The 23999-nt window shown below is 72.8% G+C and carries 25 protein-coding genes; 11 read left to right on the forward strand and 14 right to left on the reverse strand.

Annotated elements, in window-relative coordinates:
- Positions 1 to 24: 24 nt before the first annotated feature.
- The 6 genes from ACIA8L_RS11375 to ACIA8L_RS11400 all read left to right on the forward strand — a co-directional run bounded on the left by ACIA8L_RS11375 (position 25) and on the right by ACIA8L_RS11400 (position 3917).
- A complete protein-coding gene (locus ACIA8L_RS11375) occupies positions 25 to 801 on the forward strand; it encodes an inositol monophosphatase family protein (protein ID WP_395903043.1) in 777 nt (258 codons plus the stop codon).
- A 49-nt stretch (positions 802 to 850) separates the two neighbouring features.
- Complete coding sequence (locus ACIA8L_RS11380; RefSeq protein WP_395903045.1) at positions 851 to 1282, forward strand: hypothetical protein; 432 nt, start codon at positions 851 to 853, stop codon at positions 1280 to 1282.
- A complete protein-coding gene (locus ACIA8L_RS11385; RefSeq protein WP_395903047.1) occupies positions 1279 to 2508 on the forward strand; it encodes an NRAMP family divalent metal transporter in 1230 nt (409 codons plus the stop codon). Before ACIA8L_RS11380 ends, ACIA8L_RS11385 begins: the two co-directional genes overlap by 4 nt.
- 2 nt (positions 2509 to 2510) lie before the next feature.
- Positions 2511 to 2921 carry a hypothetical protein gene (locus tag ACIA8L_RS11390; RefSeq protein ID WP_395903049.1) on the forward strand — a complete coding sequence of 137 codons (411 nt, stop codon included), beginning with the start codon at positions 2511 to 2513 and terminating at the stop codon, positions 2919 to 2921.
- On the forward strand, positions 2908 to 3204 hold the full coding sequence (locus ACIA8L_RS11395; protein ID WP_395903051.1) for a PRC-barrel domain-containing protein: 297 nt from the start codon (positions 2908 to 2910) through the stop codon (positions 3202 to 3204). Before ACIA8L_RS11390 ends, ACIA8L_RS11395 begins: the two co-directional genes overlap by 14 nt.
- Positions 3205 to 3266: 62 nt before the next feature.
- Positions 3267 to 3917: a hypothetical protein gene (locus ACIA8L_RS11400; RefSeq protein WP_395903053.1), complete on the forward strand. Its 651-nt coding sequence runs from the start codon at positions 3267 to 3269 to the stop codon at positions 3915 to 3917.
- Here the strand turns inward: ACIA8L_RS11400 and ACIA8L_RS11405 are convergent.
- From ACIA8L_RS11405 to ACIA8L_RS11445, 9 genes are all read right to left on the reverse strand, one after another.
- Positions 3851 to 5224: an FAD-dependent oxidoreductase gene (locus tag ACIA8L_RS11405; protein ID WP_395903054.1), complete on the reverse strand. Its 1374-nt coding sequence runs from the start codon at positions 5222 to 5224 to the stop codon at positions 3851 to 3853. The two genes, ACIA8L_RS11400 and ACIA8L_RS11405, sit on opposite strands and share 67 nt — an antisense overlap.
- Before the next feature lie 104 nt (positions 5225 to 5328).
- Positions 5329 to 6285 (reverse strand): NAD(+)/NADH kinase, encoded by a 957-nt coding sequence (locus ACIA8L_RS11410; RefSeq protein WP_395903056.1) that lies wholly within the window; start codon positions 6283 to 6285, stop codon positions 5329 to 5331.
- Positions 6286 to 6289: 4 nt separating this feature from the next.
- A complete protein-coding gene (locus ACIA8L_RS11415) occupies positions 6290 to 6940 on the reverse strand; it encodes a phosphoribosyltransferase (protein ID WP_395903058.1) in 651 nt (216 codons plus the stop codon).
- A gap of 109 nt (positions 6941 to 7049) precedes the next feature.
- Positions 7050 to 8561 carry a hypothetical protein gene (locus ACIA8L_RS11420; RefSeq protein ID WP_395903060.1) on the reverse strand — a complete coding sequence of 504 codons (1512 nt, stop codon included), beginning with the start codon at positions 8559 to 8561 and terminating at the stop codon, positions 7050 to 7052.
- Between the two features lie 159 nt (positions 8562 to 8720).
- Positions 8721 to 10448 carry an Hsp70 family protein gene (locus tag ACIA8L_RS11425; protein ID WP_395903062.1) on the reverse strand — a complete coding sequence of 576 codons (1728 nt, stop codon included), beginning with the start codon at positions 10446 to 10448 and terminating at the stop codon, positions 8721 to 8723.
- Between the two features lie 21 nt (positions 10449 to 10469).
- Complete coding sequence (locus ACIA8L_RS11430) at positions 10470 to 11360, reverse strand: Ku protein (protein WP_395903064.1); 891 nt, start codon at positions 11358 to 11360, stop codon at positions 10470 to 10472.
- A 67-nt stretch (positions 11361 to 11427) separates the two neighbouring features.
- Entirely contained in the window at positions 11428 to 12153 is a 726-nt protein-coding gene (locus tag ACIA8L_RS11435; RefSeq protein WP_395903066.1) for a hypothetical protein, read from the reverse strand.
- Positions 12146 to 12664, reverse strand: a complete 519-nt coding sequence (locus ACIA8L_RS11440) for a SigE family RNA polymerase sigma factor (RefSeq protein ID WP_395903067.1) — start codon at positions 12662 to 12664, stop codon at positions 12146 to 12148. Before ACIA8L_RS11440 ends, ACIA8L_RS11435 begins: the two co-directional genes overlap by 8 nt.
- Before the next feature lie 4 nt (positions 12665 to 12668).
- Positions 12669 to 13280, reverse strand: a complete 612-nt coding sequence (locus ACIA8L_RS11445; protein ID WP_395903069.1) for a TetR/AcrR family transcriptional regulator — start codon at positions 13278 to 13280, stop codon at positions 12669 to 12671.
- Between the two features lie 71 nt (positions 13281 to 13351).
- Between ACIA8L_RS11445 and ACIA8L_RS11450 the strand changes: the two genes are divergently transcribed.
- Positions 13352 to 14788, forward strand: coding sequence for an MDR family MFS transporter (locus ACIA8L_RS11450; protein ID WP_395903071.1), 1437 nt, complete (start codon positions 13352 to 13354; stop codon positions 14786 to 14788).
- Here the strand turns inward: ACIA8L_RS11450 and ACIA8L_RS11455 are convergent.
- Complete coding sequence (locus tag ACIA8L_RS11455) at positions 14676 to 15926, reverse strand: MFS transporter (protein WP_395903073.1); 1251 nt, start codon at positions 15924 to 15926, stop codon at positions 14676 to 14678. The two genes, ACIA8L_RS11450 and ACIA8L_RS11455, sit on opposite strands and share 113 nt — an antisense overlap.
- Positions 15927 to 16000: 74 nt before the next feature.
- Here ACIA8L_RS11455 and ACIA8L_RS11460 point away from each other — a divergent pair, with 74 nt between their 5' ends.
- Together ACIA8L_RS11460 and ACIA8L_RS11465 are read left to right on the forward strand one after the other, a co-directional pair.
- Positions 16001 to 16918, forward strand: coding sequence for a LysR family transcriptional regulator (locus ACIA8L_RS11460; protein ID WP_395903075.1), 918 nt, complete (start codon positions 16001 to 16003; stop codon positions 16916 to 16918).
- A gap of 171 nt (positions 16919 to 17089) precedes the next feature.
- Entirely contained in the window at positions 17090 to 17866 is a 777-nt protein-coding gene (locus ACIA8L_RS11465; RefSeq protein WP_395903077.1) for an ATP-binding protein, read from the forward strand.
- Here the strand turns inward: ACIA8L_RS11465 and ACIA8L_RS11470 are convergent.
- Genes ACIA8L_RS11470 through ACIA8L_RS11485 form a run of 4 tightly spaced genes read right to left on the reverse strand, consistent with a single transcriptional unit; the run spans position 17857 to position 21339 of the window.
- The gene (locus ACIA8L_RS11470) at positions 17857 to 18009 is read right to left on the reverse strand and encodes a hypothetical protein (RefSeq protein WP_395903079.1); all 153 of its coding nucleotides are present in this window, start codon (positions 18007 to 18009) and stop codon (positions 17857 to 17859) included. The genes ACIA8L_RS11465 and ACIA8L_RS11470 overlap by 10 nt on opposite strands.
- 2 nt (positions 18010 to 18011) lie before the next feature.
- The gene (locus ACIA8L_RS11475; protein WP_395903080.1) at positions 18012 to 19631 is read right to left on the reverse strand and encodes an ATP-binding cassette domain-containing protein; all 1620 of its coding nucleotides are present in this window, start codon (positions 19629 to 19631) and stop codon (positions 18012 to 18014) included.
- Complete coding sequence (locus ACIA8L_RS11480; RefSeq protein ID WP_395903082.1) at positions 19628 to 20659, reverse strand: ABC transporter ATP-binding protein; 1032 nt, start codon at positions 20657 to 20659, stop codon at positions 19628 to 19630. The genes ACIA8L_RS11475 and ACIA8L_RS11480 overlap by 4 nt, the downstream gene beginning before the upstream one ends.
- On the reverse strand, positions 20545 to 21339 hold the full coding sequence (locus tag ACIA8L_RS11485) for a hypothetical protein (protein WP_395903084.1): 795 nt from the start codon (positions 21337 to 21339) through the stop codon (positions 20545 to 20547). Before ACIA8L_RS11485 ends, ACIA8L_RS11480 begins: the two co-directional genes overlap by 115 nt.
- 246 nt (positions 21340 to 21585) lie before the next feature.
- Here ACIA8L_RS11485 and ACIA8L_RS11490 point away from each other — a divergent pair, with 246 nt between their 5' ends.
- Both ACIA8L_RS11490 and ACIA8L_RS11495 read left to right on the forward strand, forming a co-directional pair.
- Positions 21586 to 22938, forward strand: a complete 1353-nt coding sequence (locus ACIA8L_RS11490; RefSeq protein WP_395903086.1) for a serine hydrolase domain-containing protein — start codon at positions 21586 to 21588, stop codon at positions 22936 to 22938.
- Positions 22939 to 23223: 285 nt separating this feature from the next.
- Entirely contained in the window at positions 23224 to 23754 is a 531-nt protein-coding gene (locus ACIA8L_RS11495) for a hypothetical protein (protein WP_395903088.1), read from the forward strand.
- The last annotated feature ends 245 nt before the right edge of the window (positions 23755 to 23999 follow it).

Below are 23999 nucleotides of genomic sequence, written 5' to 3' on the forward strand. Positions count from 1 at the left end.
ACGTCGGACTGTAGCGTGAGCCGCATGGATCGGGATCTTCGGGCGGCTCGGAAGCTGGCGGCGGAGCTGGCGGTTCGGGCCGGGCGGCTGCAGCTGGAGCGGCGGGACACGTTGCGGGTCGGTGCGCCCAAGGCGCACGCCAACGATGTCGTGTCCGACGTCGACATCGCCAGTGAGCGGCTCATCGTCGAGGGGATCCGGGCGGTCTGGCCCGACGATGCCGTGCAGGCCGAGGAGGGGCAGGGCGGCGACGGCACCTCCGGCTGGAAGTGGGTCGTCGACCCGCTCGACGGGACCCGCAACTACATCAGCCGTACCGGCCCGTGGTCCGTCTGCATCGCGCTGTACGAAGGGGACGAGGCCCGGGCCGCGGTCGTGCACGAGCCGGTGGCGGGCGAGACGTTCAGCGCCGTCGACGGCGGCGGGGCCGAGCTCAACGGGGACGGCCTCGCCGTGTCCGGTGGGGCCGCCCTGGCCGAGGCCCTCATCGGCGTCAGCTTCCAGCCCAACCCGGCCACGAAGGCCCGGGCCGGCCAGGTCATCCGGGAGCTGCTGCCGGTGTCGGGTGACATCCGGCGGGTGCCCGCGGCGCTGAACCTGGTGTATCAGGCGGCGGGGCGGCTCGACGGCGGGCTCGCGCTCGACACGAACCTGTGGGACATCGCGGCCGGTGCGCTGATCGCCCGCGAGGCCGGAGTGGTGCTCGCGGGCCGCGGGGCGCGGTTCACCACCGAGCTCACGATCGGCGCCGCCCCGGCGCTGTGGGACGAACTGGCGGCGGCGGTCCGGGCGGCCGCCTGAGGATCGCACGACGTTTCGGCCCCCGGTCACGTGGGGTAACGACGCTGGCATGCGACCTCGGATCATGGCCGCCACATTGGCCGGGGTACTGGTTGTGGTGTGCGGCCTGCTCGGGTACTGCTCGGTGCGCCCGCCGGACTTCCACGACTTCCGGGTGGCGGCCGTCACCACCGCGCAGACCGCGCACGACGCGCTGCTGACCGCGGACCTGACCGGCGGGGCGGTGCGCGACGGCAAGGCGCCCGGGCCCTACGCGTCGGTGCAGCTCGACGCCGGCGCGAAGAGCCTCGGCACCGCGGTCGGTGACTTCGCCGAACTGCCCCCGCCCGACGCCGCCGCCACCGCGCTGCGGGACCAGCTCCTGCCGATGCTGAGCGAGGCCGTGGCGCGGCTCGGGGACGCCGCCGCCGACCCGGCCCGCACCGACGGCATGCGCGCCCTCGCCGAGCGGCTCGACGCGTTCAAGGCGAGCAACGGATGAAGAAGGCGTTCGCGATCACCCTGGGCATCCTGACCGCGATCGGCGGGTTCGTCGACATCGGCGACATCGTCGCGAACTCGCAGGCCGGCGCCCGCTTCGGGATGTCCCTGGCCTGGATCGTGGTCGTCGGGGTCATCGGCATCTGCGTGTACGCCGAGATGGCCGGCCGGGTCGCCGCCGTGTCCGGGCGCCCGGTGTTCGACCTGGTCCGCGAGCGCCTCGGGCCGCGGGTGGGCCTGGTCAACCTGGTCGGCTCCTACCTGGTGACCGTGCTGACCCTCGGGGCCGAGCTCGGCGGGGTCGCCCTCGCCCTGGAGCTGGCGACGAGCGTCAACTACCTGCTGTTCGTGCCGGTCGTCGGGTTCGTGGCCTGGGTCGTGCTGTGGCGGACGAAGTTCGAGACGATCGAGCGGGTCTTCGGCCTGCTCGGGCTGACCCTGGTCGTGTTCGTCGTGGCCCTGCTCAAGCTCGACCCGCCGTGGTCGGAGTTATGGCACCAGGCCGCGCACCCGGGCCCGGCCGGCGACGAGAACTGGGGCACCTACTCGTTTCAGGCCGTGGCCCTGTTCGGGGCCGCGCTGACGCCCTACGAGGTGTTCTTCTTCTCCTCCGGCGGGGTCGAGGAGCCCTGGACGGCCAAGGATCTGACCATCAACAAGGCCAACGTGTTCATCGGCTTCCCGCTCGGCGGCATCCTGTCGCTGACGTTGATGGCGACGGCCGCGGTCGTCTACCACCCCCTCGGCATGCGCCTGGACACGCTCGGGCAGTCGGCGCTGCCGGTCGTGCTCGCGCTGGGCAAGCTCGGGCTGGCGGTGGCGATCCTCGGGTTCTTCGCGGCCACGTTCGGGGCGGCGATGGAGACGGGGCTGTCGGCCGGGTACACCGTCGCGCAGTACTTCGGCTGGGCGTGGGGCAAGCGCCTGGCCCCGGCCCGGGCCGCCCGGTTCCACACGGTGGTGCTGGTCAGCGTGCTCATCGGGGTGGCCGCCCTGGCGACGATGGTGGACCCGGTGCAGCTGACCGAGTACACCCTCATCTTCAGCGCCGTCGTCCTGCCCCTGACGTATCTGCCGATCCTGGTGGTCGCCAACGACCGGGATTACCTCGGCGACCGCGTCAACGGGCGGCTGTCGAACACGCTCGGCCTCATCTACCTCGTGATCATCGTGGTCACCGCCGTGGCCGCGATCCCGCTGCTCGTCATGACCGGCATGGGAGGCTGAGGATGTCGATCCTCATCGGGTTCGACCTGCTCGACCGGCAGATCGTCGACCTGGCCGGCGAGGCGGTCGGCAAGGTCGACGACGTCGAGCTCACCGTCGACGTCGGCGAGCACGGCGAACGGGTGCCGCGGATCACGGCGCTGCTGGTCGGGCCGCAGGCGCTGGGGCGGCGGCTGGGCGGGCGGCTCGGGCGCTGGATCTCCGGCGTCGCCGGGCGGCTGCATCCGGCCGCGAACCCGGACCCGCTGCGCATCCCGTGGGACATCGTCGCCGAGCGTGAGCATCCCGTCGAGAGCGGCAGCGCGGTCCGGCTCACCGTGCGCCGCGAGCTGCTCACCGAGCCGGCCCTCGAGGAGTGGCTGCGCGAGCACGTCATCGAGCACATCCCGGGAGCCCACCGTGCCGGCAACTGAACCCGCCCCGACCGGCCTGCGCGCCAGTGACCTGCTCGGCCGGCCCGTGACCGGTGCCGACGGCCGGGACCTGGGCCGGGTCGCGGATCTCGTCGTCGACGGCGACCGGATCGTCGCCGTCGTGGCCGTCCGGCGGCCGTGGGGGCGGCTGCTCGGCTACGAGCGCGAGCAGGCCGGTGGGCCGTGGCTGGTCGAGGCCCTGGCCCGGTGGATCCTGCGCCGCGACAGCACCGAGATCCCGTGGTCCGAGGCCGCCCCCGGCCTCCTGCGCGGGTTCGAATAGATTTGACCCGCCCGGCGACTGGGTACAGCCGGAGCATGGACAGGGGTGGGAGGACAGCGGCGTTGACGGATGCGGTGACGCGCCGGTGGCAGGAGGCCGACGACGCCGTCGAGTCGCTCATCGCGGCGCTGACGGCGGCGGTCGTCCGGGCCGAGGAGCGCAGCCGCAAACGGCCCCGCGGCCGGCGGCCGAAACGCCAGAGCAAAAGCACGCGTCGGTACCTCGCGGAGGTCATCCGGTCCCGGCGACTCGCACCGGGTCTGACGGTGGACCGCAACATGATCGCGGCGCTCTTCACCGGCCACCGGGAGCTGATCGGCAACCCCGTGCTCGTCGCCGCCGTGGCCGAGGCCTGCGGGATCATCGCCGGGCGGAAGCTGAGCGCGAAGGAGCTGGAGCGGTTCCGGGACGCGAGCCGGCGCACGGCCCGCCTGATCGCCCGGGCCCAGGCCGCGGGCCCGGCCGCGGAGACGCCGAAGCCGGACCCGGTCCCACCGCCGGCCACGGTCGTCGCCCGGGCGGCGATCCCGGCACCGGCCCCGCCGCCGGCCGCCGAGCACATCCCGGCGCCGGTCGACATGCCGGCGCCGGTGGACACGCCGACGCGGGAGATGCGGGTCCTCCGGCCGCGCCGGCGCCGCCGCTCCTACTGGTGGGTCATCGCCTTCACGGTGCTGGTCGTGCTGGTGATCGTCTTCTGGCTGACCCGCTGACGGGACCCCCGCAGCACGCGGGCCAGGATCGGCGGGGCCATCAGCGACTGCGGCGGACGCATCAGGTTCGTGACCTCCAGGAACCGCCGGCCCACCACCGCGTCGTGGCCGCTCGCGGCCTGGACCCGGGCCACGTAGGCGTTGAGGAACTCGGTGCGGCGGGTCCGCGGGCCCTCGACGTGCGGGTAGGCCAGGTCACCGCCGGCCGACATGTCCCACGGCACGTCGATGATCCGGGCCGCCCGCGCGTAGTATCGCCGCGGCAGCCCGTCCAGGCCGTCCCGGGCGACGAGGCCCAGCTCCCGGGCCTGGGCGACGGCGACGGTCATGCCCTGCGCGTAGGCCGGGTTGAAGCTGCACACCGCGTCCCCGACCGACACGAACCGCTCCGGGAGCCGGGTCAGCCGCTCGTAGCGCCGCCGGACGCTGGCGGGCAGCCGCAGCCGCATCGGGTCGCCGAGCGGCTCCGCGTCGCACAGGAGCCGGTGGAAGCGCGGGTCGGGGAACTTGGCCGCGAAGTCCCGGTAGCCGTCGGGGTCGGTCGGCGGGGCCTGGTCGGCGCCGACACCGAGGAGGGTGACCATCCACCGGTCCCCGTCGACGCCGATGACGACGCCGCCGTAGGGCCGGGCCGCGCCGCCGGGCGAGCTCAGGATGCCCGCGAAATCCTGCTCGCCGGGGACCCGTCGATAATCGCGGGAGACATAGACGGTACCGCTGTCGATGCGCTCTTCCCGCGGGCGCTCGAAGCCCAGCTCGGCGAGCCACGCCGGACCGCGGTTGCCGCGCCCGGTGGCGTCGACGACCAGGTCGGCGCCGACCTCCTGCCCGGCGCCCCCGGCGACGGGCCGGACCGTCGCCCCCGTCACCCGGGTGCCGTCGAAGGACAGCCCGGTGGCCTCGTGGCCGTCGATGATCGTGACGCCGGGCAGCGCCGCGACCCGGCGGCGCAGCGCGGACTCCAGCAGGGGGCGGCTGAGTGACAGGCCGGCCAGGCCCGACTCGACCCGGGGAACGGCCCGGTCGCCGAAGACCCACAGGAAGTCGCGCTGGATGTCGAGCGGGACGGCCCCGGCCGCCGCGAGCTCGGTGACGATGCCGGGGAAGAGCTCCTCGATGACGGCCCGGCCCCGGGCGAGCAGGCCGTGGGCGTGCTCGGACTGGGGCACGCCGCGGCGGTGCCCCGGCCCGTCGGGCAGGGTGTCGCGGTCGAAGACGGTGACGCGGTCGCATATGTCGTGCAGCGCGGCGGCGGCCGTCAGGCCCGCGATGCTCGCGCCGAGAACGATGGCGTGATGGTGAGGCACGGACACGATCTTCGGCTACGCGTCGGCCGGCGGTGGTCGCCAAGCGGACACTGTCCGTTACCGCGCACGATGTATCAGCGGGCGGCGGGTCGGCCGGCGGCGGATCAGTCCCCGGCCCGGCGGGTCAGGGCGTCGGCGCGGTCGCGCAGCTCCGGCGGGATCAGCTCGAGCAGCTGATCGGGGCGCAGCGGCAGGTCGAGGAGACTGAGCTTGATGCGGCTGCGGCTGGCGTGGTCGGTCGCGGACAGCCGGACGATCTGGGCGGCGTCGCGGCGCAGCGTGGCCGTGATGGCGTCGCCGGGGGTGAGGGTGCCACTGGGGGTACCGTCGACATCCACCGCCAGTGGCGAACTGTCCGGCGCCACCGTCAGGGTGACCCGGTCCCCGGCCCCGAGGACGACGGCGCGGCTGATGCCGGACATCGGGGCGACGGGCGTGACGACGACGGTGTCCGAGGACGGCGACAGCACCGGCCCGCCGGCCGCGTAGTTGTACGCCGTCGAGCCGGTCGGGGTCGCCACGACGACGGCGTCGGCCCGGTAGTAGCCGTAGCGCACGTCGTTGACGGACAGGTCGACCGACACCGCGCCGGTGCGTGACGCCCGGGCCAGGACCAGGTCGTTGAAGCCGAACCGGGTGACGAGCGCGGCCCCGCCGGCGCGCACGTCGAGGCCGGCGTGCCGCTCGATCGTGAACTCGCCGGTCGCCAGCCGGGCCAGGGCGGCGGGCAGCTCGGGCGGGGAGATCTCGGCGAGGAAGCCGAGGTTGCCGTGGTTGACGCCGAGGATCGGCACCGGCCGGTCGGCCATGAGCCGCATCGCGCCGAGCATCGTCCCGTCCCCGCCGAGGGCGACGATCCCGTCGACCTCGTCCGCGAACCGGTCGTCCGGCACCGTCTCGACCGCGTCCGGCAGCCGGTCCCGGTCGCTCGCCCGGGCCAGGACCCGGACCGGATGGCCCTTGCCCTTGACGGCGGTGAGGATCGTCTCGACGGAGCCGGCGACGGGCTTCGTCGGGTGCAGCACCAGGCCAACCGTGCCGACTTTCGGCTCCAGACTCATGGCCCTAGTGTGCCTGGGCCCCCCGCGGCCGGCGCAGGGCGGTGTCCACGTCGACGTCGGTGAGCTGGGCGAAGTCGTCGTACCACTGCCCGACGGCGGAGAACTGCGCGGGCGCGTGCAGGCACACGACCGTGCCGGCCGCCGCGGCCAGCCGGGCCCGGGCCTCCTGCGAGCCGACCGGCACGGCCACGACCAGGCACTCGGGGCTCTGGGCGGCCAGCCAGCGCACGGCCGCGTGGGCGGTGACGCCGGTGGCCAGGCCGTCGTCGACGAGCACGACGCGCCGGCCGGTCACCGCCGGCGCCGGGCGGTCGCGCCGGTACCGCCCCACCCGCCGCGCCAGCTCGGCCCGCTCGGCGGCCACGATCGGGGCCAGGTCGTCCGGGGTCAGCCGGAGGTAGCGCAGCGCGGCGTCGTCGAAGACCGGCGGCCCGTCCTCGGCGATGGCGCCGACACCGAACTCCGGGTGCCGGGGCGCGCCGATCTTGCGGACCAGGACGATGTCCAGCTCGGCACCGAGCCGCTCGGCCACGGGCACCGCGACCGGCACCCCGCCGCGGGGCAGCGCCAGCACGAGCCCGCCGGCGCCGAGTCCCTGCCGCACCAGCCGCTCCGCGAGCGCCCGGCCGGCCTCCGTGCGGTTCGCGAAGATCATGGCGCCTCCCCTTTCCGGCGCCACTACCCCGGCGGAGGGCGTTTCATGCGTTGCCACCACCACGGCGGTGCCCGGCGCTGTCGCGACGCCGGGCACCGCCGCCGGGGCGTCAGCTCGCGAAGGCCTTCACCTCGAGCAGGCCGACCGAGTTGGTGCCGTTGGACTGCAGCAGCACCCGCAGGCGCTGGGTGCTCACCTGCGTGAACGTGACCGTGATATACGCGTTGGCGGTGACCGGGTAGCCGCTGGCCCCCGGCACGTCGACGTAGGCGCTGCCGTTCCAGTACTGCAGCTTCCACGAACTGGGCACGTCGATGCCCTGGTTGTCGTCGAACAGGTACACCTGCGCGCGCTTCAAGGTTTGCGCACTTGACCATTGGAGCTCGGCCCACTGCTGGCCGCTGTTGGGCCACGTGCCCCAGCGCGGGTTGACGGTGTCGTTCGACGACGACGGGTCGATGCCGTCGTTGATCGCGTTCACCGACTCCCACGACGAGGTGTACGAGGCCGACGGTGTGGCGGTCAGCGCCAGGTTGCCGTCGGTCGGGTTGCCGCCACCGCCGGTACCCTTGATCAGGAACAGGTTGTCGGCGACGTTGTAGTACTGCGACAGGTAGGAGCCGGCCGCCGGGTTGGTGCTGTAGTAGTCGTCGTGGTTGCAGTCGAGCCGGTTGTCGTGCGACTGGGCGGTGCAGACCGTGCGGACCGTGACACTGGGGTCGTCCTTGTAGCACATGACGTCCCACTCGTCGGTGCAGTGGCCGAAGCCGGACGCGTTGGGCGCGTTGTTGTTGACCGCACCCAGCGTGTGCCCGAGCTCGTGCGCGGCGACACCGGCGGTCCAGCAGCCGTTGTCGGCCCGGGCATACTCGGGTCCGACGTTGGACCGGTTGGCGTCGCTCTTCTTCGTGTCACCCGCGAGGCCGCCGATGCCGCAGTAGACGTTGGCGTCGACGAACTGCAGGTACTTGCGGTCCGTGCGGGTGTAGCCGGCCGCCTTGACCGCGTTGAGCAGCGGCGCCCAGTCGTTGGCGTTGAGCGCCGAGTCGGCGATCTGCACGTCCCGCACGACCGGCCGGCAAGCGCCGTTGACGGTCTCGGTGACATACCGGACGTGCCGCTCCCCGCCGGTCTCCTTGGCGCTCTCGTTGAAGATCGTGTCGACACCCTCGGCGAGGCTGCGGAACGTCTCCAGGTACTGCGAGTAGCGGCTGGAGGAGCCGTGGATGTACAGCACCTCGACCCGCTTGCCGCTGGTACCGTCGCCCTCGCAGACGGCCAGCGCCGGCGCGGGCGCCGCGGAGTAGGTCTGCACCAGGGCCGGCACGCTGTCCTTGACCGACAGACCGGCCGGGGGCGCGTCCGGTCCGTGTGTGCACATGACCGGGCTGGTGCCCTTGACCTCGAGCAGGCCGGCGGCGCAGGGCCCGCCCGGCTTGCCGCGCTGCAGCCCGTTGTAGACGAGCCCCTTCGCGGCGTCGTTCGCCGGCACCGCGGTCAGGTCCGCGGTCTGGCTGGTGCGGTCCCCGGCGAACGCCGTGCCGGCGGACACCCCGGCGACGACGAGGCCGAGCGTGGCGACGGCGGCGACGATGATCCGGGGCGGAACGGATCTGGGCATTGCGTCGGGCTCCTTCCGTAGTTACGAAAACCTTTTCGTAACCCTGCGGGCCCGCATTGTCGTGAGTCAATGCTTGTGACGAGTTGTGCCAAGACTTAAGACGGAACACAAAGAATGCGCGGCCCCGAAAACCTTTCGGAGCCGGACGATGTGAAACATTCAGGCGATCCGCTCCGAGTCCGCCGACCACTCACCCAGCGAACTGGTCTCGATCAGGCGGGTGGCGGTGCACGTGTACTTCTCCGTCTCCAGGTTGAAGATCGACGCCGCCTCGTTGTTGAGCTTGCCGTTGCGGTTCAAGGTGTAGCGGACGTTGGTCGAGGTGATCGTCGCCTGGATCTCGCCGTTGGCCGCGAAGTAGTGCGACGTCGTCTGGCCGCGGAACTTCGCCTCCCAGATGACGCCGCCGACGTTGGCCGTGTCCGGGGCGGACGGGTCGTAGTCGTTGATGACGGTGCCGTCCTCGCGGAACTCGGCGACCACGCCGCCGGGGCCGGTGTACTGGACCTTCTTGCCGTCGATGGTGCCGTAGTTGCGGTGCGCGACCGAGCGCCACCGGCCCAGCAGGCACGGGTCGACGCCCGCGGGATAGGTGCGGGGCGGCGCGGCCGACGGCTCCGGCGAGGCGGAGGACGCGGACGCCGACGGGGCCAGGGCGCCCGGCTTCGACGGGCCGTCGGCCAGGGCGACGGCGGTGATCGCGGCCGCGACGGCCAGGCCGGCGCCGGCGGCCAGCAGCAGGCGGGTGCGGCGCGGGCGGGCCGGGGCCAGGGCCGGGAGGGGCTCGACGCGCGGCCAGTCGCTGCTGTCGTCGGCGGCGTCGACCGCGGCGTCGCCGGCCCGCAGGCTGCCCTCGGCCACGGCGAGCTCCGGCTGGTCGAGGTTGAGCGGCTCGGTGCCGAACTCGCGGTGCAGGGTCGCGGCCACGGCCGGCATCCGGCTGGCCCCGCCGACCAGCAGGATCACCAGCCCGGCGGAGGGCTCGACGCCCGCGTTGGTGAGGACGGCCCGGGCCGTGTCGGTGCACCGGGCGAGGATGGGCGCGGCGAGCGCATCGAGCGCCTCCCGCCCCAGTGGTACCTCCACATCGAGCACCGGCACATGGATCAGCGTGCTCCCGGCCCGGGTCAGCGACTCCTTGCCCGTGCGCACGTTCTCCCACAGCTGCGCCCGCGCCCGCCGGTCGGCCGGCGTCGCGGGCTCGTTGAGCCTGGCCCACGCCGCCGCGTCCGGCACCGCCGCGGCGACGTGCGCGACGATCGCCGCGTCGATGTCGAGGCCGCCGGAGTCGGGCCGCCCCTGCGTGGCGAGGACCGCGAAGCCGTCGCCGGAGCGCCGCACGACCGTCGCGTCGAAGGTGCCGGCGCCGAAGTCGTACACGAGCGCCGTCCCGCCGTCCGGGAGCCGATCGGCCGCGACCGCCACCAGATGGTGCGCGGCGGCGACGGGTTCACTGATGAGCCGTACCGATGCCGGGGCAATGGCCTGTCGCAGCACGGCCCGGCGCTCGCCGCCCCACGCCGCCGGATGCGTGATGACGACGTCCCCGGGCGCGGCTCCGGCCGCCCGGGTCGCCTCGTCGAGCACGCGCCCGAGCACCGCCCCGAACAGCGCGGGCACGGTGCATTCGGCGTCGCCGAGCAGCACGGTCCCGTCGTCGACGCACCGCTTCGGATAGCGCTCCACCGACCCGGGCGCTCCGACCGCGGCGTGCAGCGCGTCCCGGCCGACGACCAGCCGCCCGGTGGGGTCGACCCCGACCGCGGACGGCAGCAGCGGCGACCCGTCGAACAGCAGCGGCCGCGGCTCCCGGCCGGGCAGCGCGAGCACCGCCACGGTGCTGGACGTGCCGAAGTCGATGCCCAGCCGGATATCGGCGTCCGTCACGCGACCAAGGTACCGGACGCGTTACGCCGCCTTCTTCTTCGCCGCCGTCTTCTTCTTGGGCGCCGCCTTCTTCGCGGGCGCCGCTTTCTTCTTGGCCGTGGCCTTCTTCGCCGGGGCTTGCTCACCCCGTCGGGAGCGGGCCGCCTCGACGCTGCGGCGCAGTACCTCCATCAGATCGGCCGCGGCGGTGGGCTCGGGGGCCTCCTCGGCCAGGGTGAGCTCGTTGCCGGCGACCTTCGCGTCGATCAGCTCGTGCACCCGCTCGGTGTAGGTGTCGTGGAAATCGGCCGGCCGCCACGGTCCGGCCATCGACTCGATCAGCTGCTTGGCCATGCGCAGCTCCGGACGGCTCAAGGACAGCTTCGGGGGGTACCGGTCCAGCTCCTTTTTGGCGTCGCGGATCTCGTCGGCGAAGTACATCGTCTCCAGGACCAGCAGGTCGCCGTCGGGCCGGATGGCGGCCAGGTACTCCTTGCCGCGCATCACCAGGCTCGCGATCGCGGCCCGGTTGGCCTCCGCCATCGCCGCCCGCAGCAGCACGTACGTCTTCTTCGTCTCGTCACTGCCCGGCTCGAGATAGTAGGTCTTCTCGTAGTACACCGGATCGATCTCGTCGAGGTCGACGAAGCGGAGGATGTCGAGGCTGCGCGACCGCCCGGGCGCGATCTCGTCGAGCTCGTCGCCGTCGAGCATGACGTACTGCCCGCTACCCACATCCGCACCCTTGACGATGTCGTCGGACTCGACGTCCTTGCCGGTCCGCTCGTTCACCTTGCGGTAGCGGATACGGTCACTCGTACCCTTCTCGAACTGGTGGAACGACACCTGATGCTCGCGCGTAGCCGGGAACATCGCCACCGGAACCGACACCAGCCCGAACGAGATCACTCCGGTCCAGATCGACCGCGCCATCGCCGCCACCTCCGTCTCGCCCCTGGTCATACCCACCCCGGCCGCCCCGAACCAGCCCCCGCCGGCCTCATGAGCCGCCGTCGGACGGGAAGCTCCACGAGCTCGGCTGGCGCACCACGACCGTGATCGGGGCGCCCGGGCCGTAGCGGGCCGGCACCAGCTGCCGGGCCCGGTCGAGGTCCTCGGCCGTGGTGCCGAACTCGACGATGCCGGTCTCGAACCCCCACGTCATGCCGATGAGGACGACGCCCTGCGACCGCCAGTACTGCAGGTCGGCGGCGATCCGGTCCATCAGGGCGTCGAGTTCGGCCTTGGCCCGCGGCGTGTCGACCAGCACCAGGCAGGTGGACGGATGGGTGGCCCGCAGCCAGCGGTCGAGGTCGGGGTCCGGGATGCGGTACACGGTCACGACGTCGTGCTCGGTGTCGATGGCCACGCCGGTGTAGGACTGCGGGAACTTCGCGAGGGACGCGATCTCGACCTGGTTGGCGATGCTCTGCAGTTCCAGGTTGTTGGCCGGCATCGGCGTCCCGCCGGGCGTGCGGTCGGCGGTGCTGAGCCGGGTCGCGCAGTCCGAGGTGCCCGGCGCCGGTGTCGGGGCGGCGGGCCCGTCGAACGGCACCACGACGGCGGCGAGCCCGACGACCCCCAGGGCCAGGGCCGCGGCGAGGGTGCGGCGAAACCGGCCGAGCCGCAGCGCCCGGGCCCGAATCCGCGGATACGGGTCCCCGGTCGGCACCACGTCCTCGGTCAGCTGCCGCAGCGCCGCCCGGACCCCGTCGGCGTCACCCATGGCGGACCTCCTGCTCTTCCCGCGGTACCGGCAGCACGCCCCGCAACTGGCCGAGCCCCCGGGCGGTCAGGCTCTTCACCGTGCCGACCGAGCAGCCGAGGATCTCCGCCGTCTGCGCCTCGCTCAGGTCCTCGTAGTGGCGCAGCACGACGGCCGCCCGCTGCCGGGCCGGCAGTGCCCGCAGGGCCCGGAACAGCGCGTCCCGTTCGGCGACCCGCCCGACGTCATCGGGCGCGGCCGGTGTGTGCGGCCGCTCGGCGACCCGGCCGGTCGGGATCTCCCGCCACCAGTGCCGGCGCCGCGAGCTGACGAACTCGTTGTGCATGATCCGCCGCACGTACTGGTCGGCCGTGTCCCGCCGGATGCGGTGCCAGGCCAGATACGTCTTCGCGAGCGCGTTCTGCACCAGATCCTCGGCCTGGTCGCCGCAGAGCAGGTAGCCGGCGCGCACCAGCGCCGGATACCGCGCCGCGACGTACTCCCGGAAGTCCCGCTCGGCCGCTGCGTCCACGCTCTTATACGCGCCGGGGACCGTCCGTGGTTGCCTGGCCGTACAGCAGCGGCAGCCAGACCACGTCGACGATCTCCACGATCGCCTCGTCCGGCACCGGGCGCATCGTCATGAGCAGGTCGTGGCGCAGCAGGTCGAACGGCAGGTCGACCACCCGCGCCGGGCGCGGGCCGGGTGGGAGTTCGCCGCGCCGCACGGCCCGGGCCACGATCGTGTCGAAGCCGCCGACGTGGCCGGGCGGGCGGATCTGGTCGCGCAGCTCGGTGAAGCTGGAGCCGGTCTCGCGGAAGTACTCCATGAGCTGCCCGACGATGAGCGTCATCATCCGCCACCGGCCCTCGTCGGCGTTGCGCAGGTAGCCGAGCGCGTCGTCGCGGAGGTTGCCGGTGTCGGGCACCGGGATCGGCTGCGACCACCAGTGCTGCTTGACCGTGGCCAGGAGCAGGTCGCCGCGCTGCGGATAGCGGCGGTACAGCACCGGGCGGCTCGTGCCGGCCAGCGCCGCGATCGCCTCGTAGGTGAAGCCGTGGTAGCCGCGCTCGACCAGGGTCTTCCAGGCCGCCTCGAGGATCGCGTCCTCGAGCTCGGCGCCGCGCCGACGGGTCTTAAGACTCACTTGCGTATCTTATCGCACCGGCGTACCGTCGGGAAGCGAAGATACAGTCATGTACCTTAAGGCGGCCTGGAATGGCGACAGCTCCCATCGACCGGACCGCCCTGCGCACCGCCATCGCGGTGCTCGTGGGCGGCATCACGGTCATCCTCGACTCGACGATCGTCAGCGTCGCGCTGCACGACCTGCAGGCCGACCTCGGCGCCGACGTGAGCACGATCCAGTGGGTCAGCACCGCCTACCTGCTCGCGCTCGGCGTCGTCATCCCCGTCGTCGGCTGGCTGCAGGGCCGCCTCGGCGCCAAACGGCTCTGGCTGGTCGCCCTCACCGTGTTCCTGCTCGGTTCGGTCCTGTGCTCCTTCGCCTGGGACGCCGGGAGCCTGATCGGATTCCGGGTGCTGCAGGGCCTCGGCGGCGGCGCGATGATGCCGCTGATGACCACGATGATCATGCAGTCGGCCAGTGGACCCGACCGCGCCCGGCTCATGTCGACCGTCGCGCTGCCCGCGGCCGTCGGGCCGATCCTGGGCCCGGTCATCGGCGGGCTGATCCTCGGCGCCGGCGACTGGCGCTGGCTGTTCCTGGTCAACGTGCCGCTGTGCCTGGCCGGCCTGGTCCTGGCCTGGCGCCTCATCCCGGCCGACGCGCCCGCCCGCCGCATCCGCCTGGACGTCATCGGCCTCGCCCTGCTCTCCCCCGCCCTGGTCGCGCTGCTGTGGGGGCTGTCCAACGTCAGCCGCGACGGCGGCTTCGGCCGCGCGGACGTGCTCGTCCCGATAGCCGGTGGCGCCGTGCTGCTGGCCGCGTTCGTCCTGTGGGCCCGGCGCCGGGGCGGCGGCGCGCTGGTCGACCTGGAGGTGCTGCGCTCCCGGCCCACGTGGGCGGCGACGGCCCTGCTGTTCCTCTCCGGCGGCGCACTCTACGGAGCAATGATCATTCTTCCGTTGTACTGGCAGCAGCTGCGCGGTTTCGACGCGCTGGGTGCCGGCCTGCTGCTGATCCCGCAGGGTGTCGGGTCACTGTTGAGCCGTACCATCGCCGTGCGTCTGCTCGAGCGGTTGAGTGCCCGCGCGGTGGCGTTGCTCGGTTTTGTCATGGTCGCGGCGGCGACGGTGCCGTTCGCGTTCACGGATGCGCACACCCCGATCTGGTGGCTGCTGGTCGCCCTGTTCGTGCGTGGCCTGGGCCTGGGCGTGGTGTTCATCCCGCTGATGACCGTCGCGTTCGTGGGCCTGGAGCAGTCGCAGGTCCCGCACGCGAGCATCGTGACCCGGATCGCGCAGCAGATCGGCGGCTCGGTCGGCGTCGCGCTGCTGGCCGTCATCCTGGCGTCGTCGGCGGACGCGACCGGCTCGGCCGCGAAGGCGTTCGACATCACCTTCTGGTGGACCGTCGGCTTCACCGCGACGGCGATCCTGTTGTCCTTCGTCCTGCCGGGTCGCTCGAAGACTCCGGCCCAGCCGCTTGAGCCAGGTCGGCCCGCCACAGCAGCAGCGGGGTCAGCACGATGAGCAGCCCCGCGACCGCGATCGCCGTGCGCGGACCCGTCAGTGCGGCCAGGAGGCCGCCGAGGGCGGTGCAGACCGCGATCGCCGCCGCGCTGCCGATCGACCAGGCCGTGAGGGTGCGGGCGACGCGGTCCGCGGGGGTGTGCTCGAGCCGATACGTGGCCAGGACCGGGTTGAACAGGCTCATGAACACGATGATCAGCAGCTCGACCGCGATCACCGTGACCAGCCCCGCGGTGCCGGGGCCGACGAGGACAAGACCCAGCGGCCAGATCGCGCGCAGCGTGCCGACGACCCGCAGCATCCACCCCGGCCCGAACCGCCCCACCACCCGCCGGGCCAGCCGCGACCCGATGAGCCCGCCGACGCACGGTGCGGCGAACGCGAGCCCGTACTGCCACGGCGCGAACCCCAGCTCCCGCAGCAGCAGCACGGCCAGCAGCGGCTCGGTGGCCATGATCAGCCCGGCGACGAGCAGCTGGTTGAGGTACAGCGGCCGCAGCCCGGGATGGCTGAACACGAACCGCCACCCCTCGAGCAGGTCGCCGGCCCGGACCTTCGCCGGGCGCGGTGGCGGCTCGCCGGCGGCGCGGATCGCCGCGATGCCGAGCGCCGACAGCAGGTAGCTGACCGCGTCGGCCACGACCGTCGTCACCGGCCCGAACAGCCCGATCGCGGCCCCGCCCAGCGGCGGCCCGATCGCGATCGAGCTCCAGTTCGTCGACTCGAACCGCGCGTTCGCCCGCAGCAGTTCGCCCGCCGGGACCAGCCGCTTCACCAACGCCCCGCCGGCCGCGTTGAACGCGATCTTCGCCGCCGCGACCAGCGCCGACACCGCCAGCAGGTGTACCAGGGTGAGCGCGTGCAGTGCGTACGCGACCGGGATCGAGGCCATCGCCACGAACCGGACGAGATCCATGCCGATCATCACCGGGCGTTTGCGGCGATACTCCACCCACGGCCCGAGCGGCACCGCCAGCAGCACACCGACCGCCGGCCCGACCGCCGAGAGCATCGCCACCTCGGCCGGCCCGGCGCGCAGCACCAGCACCGCGATGAGCGGCAACGCCCCGAACCCGAGCCCCGACCCGTACGCGCTGACCGCGTACGCCGCCCACAACCACCTGAAGTCCCGCCCCACGGCAGCGATCTCACCAGCCCGGGCCGCGCCGGGCAAACAACCCGCACCACAACCGGCGGTTGTATCGTCCCCTCGTGGATCTCGAGGCCGTCCGCACGTTCCTGGTCGCCGCCGACACCGGCCGGTTCCAGGAGGCGGCCGCGCTGCTGGCCGTCACGCAGCAGGCGGTGTCGAAGCGCATCGCCGCGCTGGAGAGGGACCTCGGCGTGCCGCTGTTCACCCGCTCCTCCCGCGGCGCCGTCCTGACCATCGACGGCCAGGCCTTCCTCCCGCACGCCCGCGACCTGATCCGCGTCGCCGACCGCGCGGAGGCCGCCGTCCGCCCCGGCCGGCGCACCCTGCGCGTGGACGTCGTCAACCGCAGGATCGCGGCGGCGGTGCTGCTGCAGGACTTCCACCGCCGCCACAGCCACGTCCCCTTGGACGTGCTCACGCTGGACGTCCCGGCCGCGGCCGCGGTCGCCGAGGTCGAGGCGGGCACGATCGACGCCACGTTCCACGCCCTCAAAACCCGCCTCGAGCCGCCGCTCACGGCCACCCGCGTCATCTCCGAACCGCACGAGCTGCTGGTCGGCCCGCACCACCCGCTGGCGAACGCGAAGTCGGTGACCCCGAAGGAGCTCGCGCGCCACCCGATCCAGATGCGGGGACTGACCCCGGGCACCGAGTGGGCCGAATACTACGAAGCGTTCGCGGCCGCGTTCGACCTGAGCATCGACCTGACCGCCCCGGTCTTCGGCAACGAGGCCTTCCTGGACGAGCTGGCCACCTCCCCGACCCTGTCCACCCTCATCGGCGCCCGCTCCCGCTACCTGTGGCCGGACCGCTACGACCTGCGCCGGGTCCCGATCCGAAGCCCTTCGCCGGTGTACCCGATGTGGCTGATCACCCACCGCGACAACCCCCACACCGGCCTCACCCGCCTGCGCCACTACCTCGCCGAGCGCCACACGCCGATCGCCGGCGCCTGGCTGCCCGCCGCGTACGCATGAAAGATTTCACTTCACCCGGGCGGCTTCCCCCGAACGAATGAATCGGAGCACACGAATGGCCATCGGTCCAAGTCAGCAACGTATGCGCAGTCCATGCCGTTGACACCGCGATTCCTACCGGTCAAGACTGCAATTGCGACGCGACCGGCGGGGCGGCCCTAAGGAATCGACATGCTGGAAACAGCGATCACGGTGCGCGACAACGTCGACGAGGCGGTGATCGAACTCGTCGCTCTCGGACGCTGGACCCGGCAGCTGCGGGTCGACCTGATGACCGCGGTGCGCAAGGCGCTCGCGCAGCGGCCCCGAGCGCTGCTGCTCGACCTGTCCCGGTTGGCGGGGGCCGAGCCGACCCTGGCCGCGACGGTGCTGCTGGCCGAGGAGCACAGTGCGGCCCTGCTGCCGCCGACCCCGCTGCTGGTGGTGGCGACCGAGTCGCAGGCACAGCGGCTGCACCGCAGCGGCGCGGCCCGGCGCATTCCCGTCCACCCGCACCGGGCAGCGGCCCTGGCCCAGCTGGCCGGGACGCCGCCGCTGCTGCAGCGGGCCCGCCTGCACCTGCAGCCGAGCCCCCTGGCGGCGGCCGAGGCCCGCAACCTCATCGGCGACACCTGCGTGGCCTGGGACCTCGTGCCGCTGCTGCACCCGGCCCGGCTGATCGTGTCGGAGCTCGCGGCGAACGCGATCGAACACGCGGGCACGCCGTTCACGGTCACCATGACGCACCGGCGCTCCGACCTGCTGCACCTGGCGGTCGAGGACGGCCACGCCGCCCTGCCCCGCCTGCGCCAGCCCCTGAGCGAGCCGGACGCGCCGCTGCTGTTCCGCGGCAACGGCCTGCGCCTCGTCGCGGCCGCGGCGACGGCCTGGGGCAGCGCGTACACCACGAACGGCAAGGTCGTCTGGGCGACACTGTCCGTCCACACGTCCGGCCGCCGTCACGCGTAGGCGGTGGCCTGGATGGCGTACAGCTCGGCGTAACGGCCCCTGGCCGCGACGAGCTGCTCGTGGGTGCCCTGCTCGACCAGCCGCCCGCGGTGCAGGACCAGGATCCGGTCGGCGCCGGCGACGGTGGAGAACCGGTGCGACACGATCACGGTGATCGCGCCCGTGCGGGCGGCCAGTTCGCGGGCCCGGGCCAGGTACCGCTCGAAGATGGCGTGCTCGCTGGGCGCGTCGAGGGACGCGGTCGGCTCGTCGAGGACGAACAGCAGCGGCCCGGTGCGCATCGACGCGCGGGCCAGGGCCGTCTTCGCCACTGCCCCTCCGACAGCTCGACGCCGTCGAACTCGCGGCCGAGCTGCGTGTGCAGCCCGTCCGGCAGTGTCCGCGCGAGGTCGGCGGCGTCGGCGGAGCGCAGTGCCGCGCCGATCCGGGTGGCGTCGGTGCGGCGGTCCAGGTCGCCGAGGCCGACGGTGTCGGCGAAGCGGAGGTGGAACCGCCCGAAGTCCTGGAACGCGGCGCTGGTGCGGGCCCGCCAGGCGGCCGCCGACAGGTCGGCCAGGTCGACCCCGTCGAGGCGGATCCGGCCGGTGTCCGGGGTGTAGAACTTGGCCAGGAGTTTCACGAGCGTCGTCTTGCCGCTGCCGTACTCCCCCACGACCGCCACCACCGAGCCGCGCTCGAGGCGGCAGCTGAAGTCCCGCAGCGCTGGCCGTGCAGTCCCGGGGTACGCGAACCCGATCTGCTCGAACGTGATCCCCGACCGCAGCCGGTCCGGCGGCGCCATGGTCCCGGCGGCGGCGCCCGCCCCGGCCGCGTAGTCGCGCAGCCACAGCAGCGGCTCGGCGCCGACCCGCCCGTCCGCGGCCACCCGCACACCTTCCAGGGTGTCGGCGAGCGCGTCGCGCAGCGTCACGGCCACGGTGATGGCGAGCACGAGCCCGCCGAGCGACCCTCCACGGTGGACGATGAGCCCGAGCCCGGCCCCGAACCCGAGCGTGAACACCGCCCACCCGGCCAGCCGCAGGCCCGCGGCCCGGACCCGCGCCCGGTACCGCCCGCGCACCGCCTCCTCCCACGCCGCCCGCTGCCGCCGCGCGAGCTCCGGCCCGGCCCCGGCGACCCGGATCTCCTTGCCCCCGGCCGCGCTGGTGGCCAGGTTGAACAGGTGCCGCTGCAGCCGGAACGCCTCCGCGGTGGCGACCTCGGCCGCGGCCACGATCCGCTGCCCCCGCTGGTCCGACCACAGCGGCACGGCCGCGAACACGACGAGGACGGTCAGCCCCGGGTGCACCGCGACCCCGAGCAGGGCCAGGAGCAGCCCGAGCCGCACGGCCCCGCAGGCCGCCCGGATCGCGAAGAACGGCGCGTGCCCGAGCGGGTGCCGGGCGTGCTGGACGGCGGTCACCCGGTCGAGCAGGTCGGTCCGCTCGAGGTGCCCGAGCCCATCGAGCCCGGCCAGGGTGGTCATCACCTCGCGGTTGAGGTGCACGGCGCTGAGATGGTCGACGGTCACCTTCTCGAGGACGTCGGCGACCCCGCGCAGGCACCGGTCGAGCGCGAACGCCAGGGCCGCACCGACCGCACCGATGACGGCCAGCCGCCGATCGCCGCGGGCCAGCCCGTCGACGGCGGCCCGCAGGGCGAGGGCGAGCGCCGGGGTCGACCCGACCGCACCGACCAGGGCCGCGACGATACCGGCGGTAGCGCGCGGGTAGTGCCGCCAGGACGTACCCAGCAACTGGCCCAGCAGCCGCAGATATCGCTTCACCGGAACCGAGCCGCCTGGATGGCGAACATCGCCGCGTATTTGCCGCCGAGCGCCATCAACTCGTCGTGGGTGCCCTCCTCGGCGATCCGCCCGTCGTCCAGCAGCACGATCCGGTCGGCCTGGCGCACGGTCGACAGCCGGTGCGAGATGAGTACCACGGTGGCGCCGCCCCGGTGCCGGCCCAGTCGCTCGAACGTCTCGAACTCCGTCCGCACGTCCAGGTGCGCGGTCGGCTCGTCGAGCACCAGCAGCCGCGCCCCGGTCCGCACCGCGTACAGCGCCCGCCCCAGCACCACCCGCTGCCACTGCCCGCCGGAGAGGTCCACCCCACCGGTCCGGGCCCGGGCCAACGGCGTGTTCCACCCATCCGGCAGCGACTTTCCAAACCCGGCCAGCCCCGCATCGTGTACTGCCTGTGCGAACGCCGCCGCATCGCGCGGAACGGCGGCGTTGCCGAGCATGATGTTGTCGGCCGCGGAGAGCTGATACCGCACGAAGTCCTGGAACACGACCGAGATCCGCCGCCGCCACTGCTCGACACCGATGTCGGCGATGTCGACGCCACCGGCGGTGATCGTGCCGGCCGTCGGCGTGTACAGGCCCGCGAGGAGCTTGATGAGCGTCGACTTGCCGGCGCCGTTCAGCCCGACGATCGCCAGCCGCTCACCGGGCCGCAACTCCAGGTTGATCTGCCGCAACACGGGTTGACCGGTCCCCGGATACGTGAAATCAACCTGGTTGACGACAATCAACGTGTCGTCGCCATCGGCAAGTCCACGTTGATTTTCGTCAACGTTGACTGCTTCGCCACGCGCAGGCCTGAGCAAGCCGCGCCCGTCGCGCCCGTCGCGCGGCTCCCCGAGCTCGGTGCGGAGCGCTTCGTAGGCGGCCAGGCCGGTCAGGGCGTTGATGGTCAGGTGGGACTGATGGGCGTCGACCGGGAAGACGGCCATGGCGGCGGCGAAGACGGCGGCCGCGACACCGACGGCGACGTTGTCGAGGACCACGGCCAGGAAGACGGCGGCCAAGGGATGCCGATGAGCGGCAGCTGCCACCACTGGCGGGCCAGGACCCGGCGGCCGGCTTCGCGAACGGGGTCGAAGGCGGCGCGCATGTGCTCCTCGATCCGGTCGGCCGCGTAGTCGCCCAGACCGAACACCCTGACGTCCTTGCCTTCGGCCGGGGAGATCAGGGCATCGGACCAGACCTCGGCGCGGCGGGCGGGTCCGGGGACGTGACGCCAGACCCGGCGCCAGTCGCGCCCTTCCTGCTGGATCAGCCAGGCCGACCCGGCGGCCGCGGACGCCAGGAGGATGAGGGGCCACGGGGAGTACACCAGCAGCACCGCGCCGGAAGCGGTCAGTGCGATGGCCCGGCCCAGGATGTCCAGCTGGGCCAGGGCGCCCGGGCCCGGAGTGCCGTCCATGAAGCTCTCGGGGTCGGCGCGGGCCCGGCGGATCAGGGCCTGGACGTCCGGGCGTTCCAGGGCGCCGATCGTGGGGCTGGTCCCGGTCAGCCCGGCGACGTCCGCGCGGTGATCGCCGTCGATGCGCATCTGCGCTCGATACGACAGCGGTTCGCGAACAGTGGCCAGGGCCTGGCCGAGCAGGGCGACGCACAGGTAGGCCAGCAGCGGGGCGACGGCCGTGCGACTGATCAGATTCGCGAAGGTGATCGCCGTGGCCGCCGGGATCAGGCTCCCGGCCACCGTCGTGGCGATGAGGGCGGACAGCAGTCCGGGGCCGGCTGACCGCAGGCGCTTGAGCAGCGCGACGCGGTCGGCCAGGCTGGGCCGACATAGCGGTTCTCCGGTGGGTCGAGGAGGGAGGTCGTCGACGCGGAACCGGTGGCTACATCATGACCCGATTCTGGATCGAGCCGCCGCGGTCCGGCAACCGCTTTCCCGAAAGCTTGCCCTCCCGGGGAGCCGGTGCGGGTGGGTACGGTGCTGGACATGACGCCGCTTGCGGATCTCCAGGGGTTGATCGATCGGGCCGCTCGCCGGCACGGTGTTCCGGGGGCGGCGGTCGCGGTCGGGACCGGCCGGCAGGTGGTCGAGGCGGCCACCGGGGTCGTCAACGTCGACACCGGCGTGGAGGCGACCGTCGACAGCGTGTTCCAGATCGGTTCGGTCACCAAGGCGTGGACGGCCGCCCTGGTGATGCAGCTGGCCGGGGAGCACCTGGTCGATCTCGACGAGCCGGTCCGCGGGTACCTGCCCGAGTTCGGCGTGCTCGACACCGCCGCGTCGGCGAGCATCACCGCACGGCAGCTGCTGTCGCACACCGGCGGGTTCGACGGGGATCTGCTCGAAGACACCGGGCGCGGCGACGACGCGGTGGCGAAGCTGGTCGCGTTCATGCGCACCAACGCCCGGCAGCTCACCGACCCCGGCACGCTGTTCTCGTACTGCAACGCCGGCTACTGCGCGCTCGGCGCCCTGGTCGCCCGCCGGCGCGGCCGCACGTGGGAGGCCGCCATGCGTGACCTGCTGATCGACCCGCTCGGGGCCGGCCACATGGCCCTCTACGCCGAAGAGGCGATCATGTTCCGGGCCGCGGTCGGCCACGTCGGCAAGCCGCCGCGACCGTCGCCCCGGCGGCTGCTGCCGCAGGCGGACGCGCCGGCCGGGTCAACACTGAGTGCCGCACTGCGCGACCTGGTGCGGTTCGGCCGGATGCTGCTGGCCGACGGGGTGGCGGACGACGGGACGCGGGTGCTGCCGACCGGCACCTTCGCCGAGATGTGCCGCCCGCAGGTCACGCTCCCCCGGATCGGCGACCGGCCCGCGGCCGCCTGGGGTCTGGGCCTGATGCTGTTCGACTGGGACGGCCGCCCCGTGGTCGGCCACGACGGCAGCACCCCGGGCACATCCACGACGTGGCGCATCGTGCCCGACCGCGACCTGGTGTTCGCCATCCACGCCAACGGCGGCCACCTGGCGGCCTTCATTGACGACGTGCTGGCGGAGATCATCTCGACCACGGCCGACATCCGCCTCCCGCCGCGACTGTCACCCCCACCCACACCGGTCCCGTTCCACCCGGACACCTACACCGGCACCTACGCGGCCCCGCGCATCACCTACAACGTCCGAGCCGACGCCGACGGCCTGGCAGTCACCGAAATCCCGTCCGGCCTGGCCGCCCAGTTCCGCCCCGGCAAGACGACCACCCGCTACGTCCACGTGGGCGACAGCCACTTCGTCGGCCTCGAGCCGCCCCAAGGGCCGCACCCGATGATCGCCTTCCTCCAGGACGGCCGCTTCCTCTACAACCTGCGCCTCGTCCCCCGCGTCACGGACTAGCCGGGTCTCGTAGATCTTGCGGTTCGGGATGATGGATCCGCACCGACCAGCCAGCCAACCGCCGCAAACGCGGCACCGCCTGAAAGCAGCAGGTGGAGCCTTCTCGTTCGACCGATTCCGTCGCCGGAACGTGTCTATCGATGGCTCCACGCCCACGCCCGACTCCAGCACCGCCCGATACGGCCGCGATGCCCGTGCCGTCCCTGGGGAAGGGCCATTCTTCGTTGCGATCACGTGAAGAAAATGGGTAGTGTAGTTGATCTCCGGGTTTGCGATAATGGATTCATGCGGGGGCAGATGGGTCTATTCGGCAAATGCGAAACGGCGACGATGCGTGATCGGACCCGGTCGCGGAAATACAGCCCGCTGATGGAAGCGTTCCGCCGCATGCATCAGGAGCAACGCGACTGGGGACTCGAACAACGCCACGCCGCCAAGCTCCGCCGGATCTATGGCGACAACGTGCCGGTGACCAAGGAGGAGTGGCTCCAGGCCCGGGCGGTCCGGCTTGCGCAGGCCGCCGAGCCGCCGGAGCGGGTCGAAGAGACGCAGGCCGCCGAGCCGCAGGAGCAGACCAAAGAGCCCATGCGAGCCCCGGCGCTTGATGTCGATGCGGTTGCGGATGCCTGCGCCGCTGAGCCGGAATTTGTTGAGCGGACCGGCCCGGTGCATCGTGGCCCGTCGCGGTCGGCGCGTCCGGTTGTTCGCCGGGTGTCGCGCTCGTGGGTGGCCAGGTGCGCCAGGTGCCGGCTGGAGGGGCACCGCGTTGTGGGCTCGGCCGATGGTAACTACCGGGTAGCGTGGTCCGGACCGTAGTTTGGGTGCGGTTTGTTGGTTGCGGTTCGTCTGTCGCTGCGCGATCCGTCGTGGTCATTTTTCGGTGGGCGCTATTCGTGGCGCCTTCGGCGGGGGAATGATTTCGGTTCGTGGTTGTCATACGGTGGTCACGCACATCTCATTGCACTGATTCATGGAGGGAGGAGTTGCGCCGGGCGGCCCTCGCAGAAGATACAGCGCCGCCAGTGTCCCGCGCCTGAAGTCCGAAGGTTTTGGTGGCGGTC

It is taken from the genome of Dactylosporangium sp. NPDC051541, from assembly GCF_044454505.1.
Lineage (GTDB): Bacteria > Actinomycetota > Actinomycetes > Mycobacteriales > Micromonosporaceae > Dactylosporangium.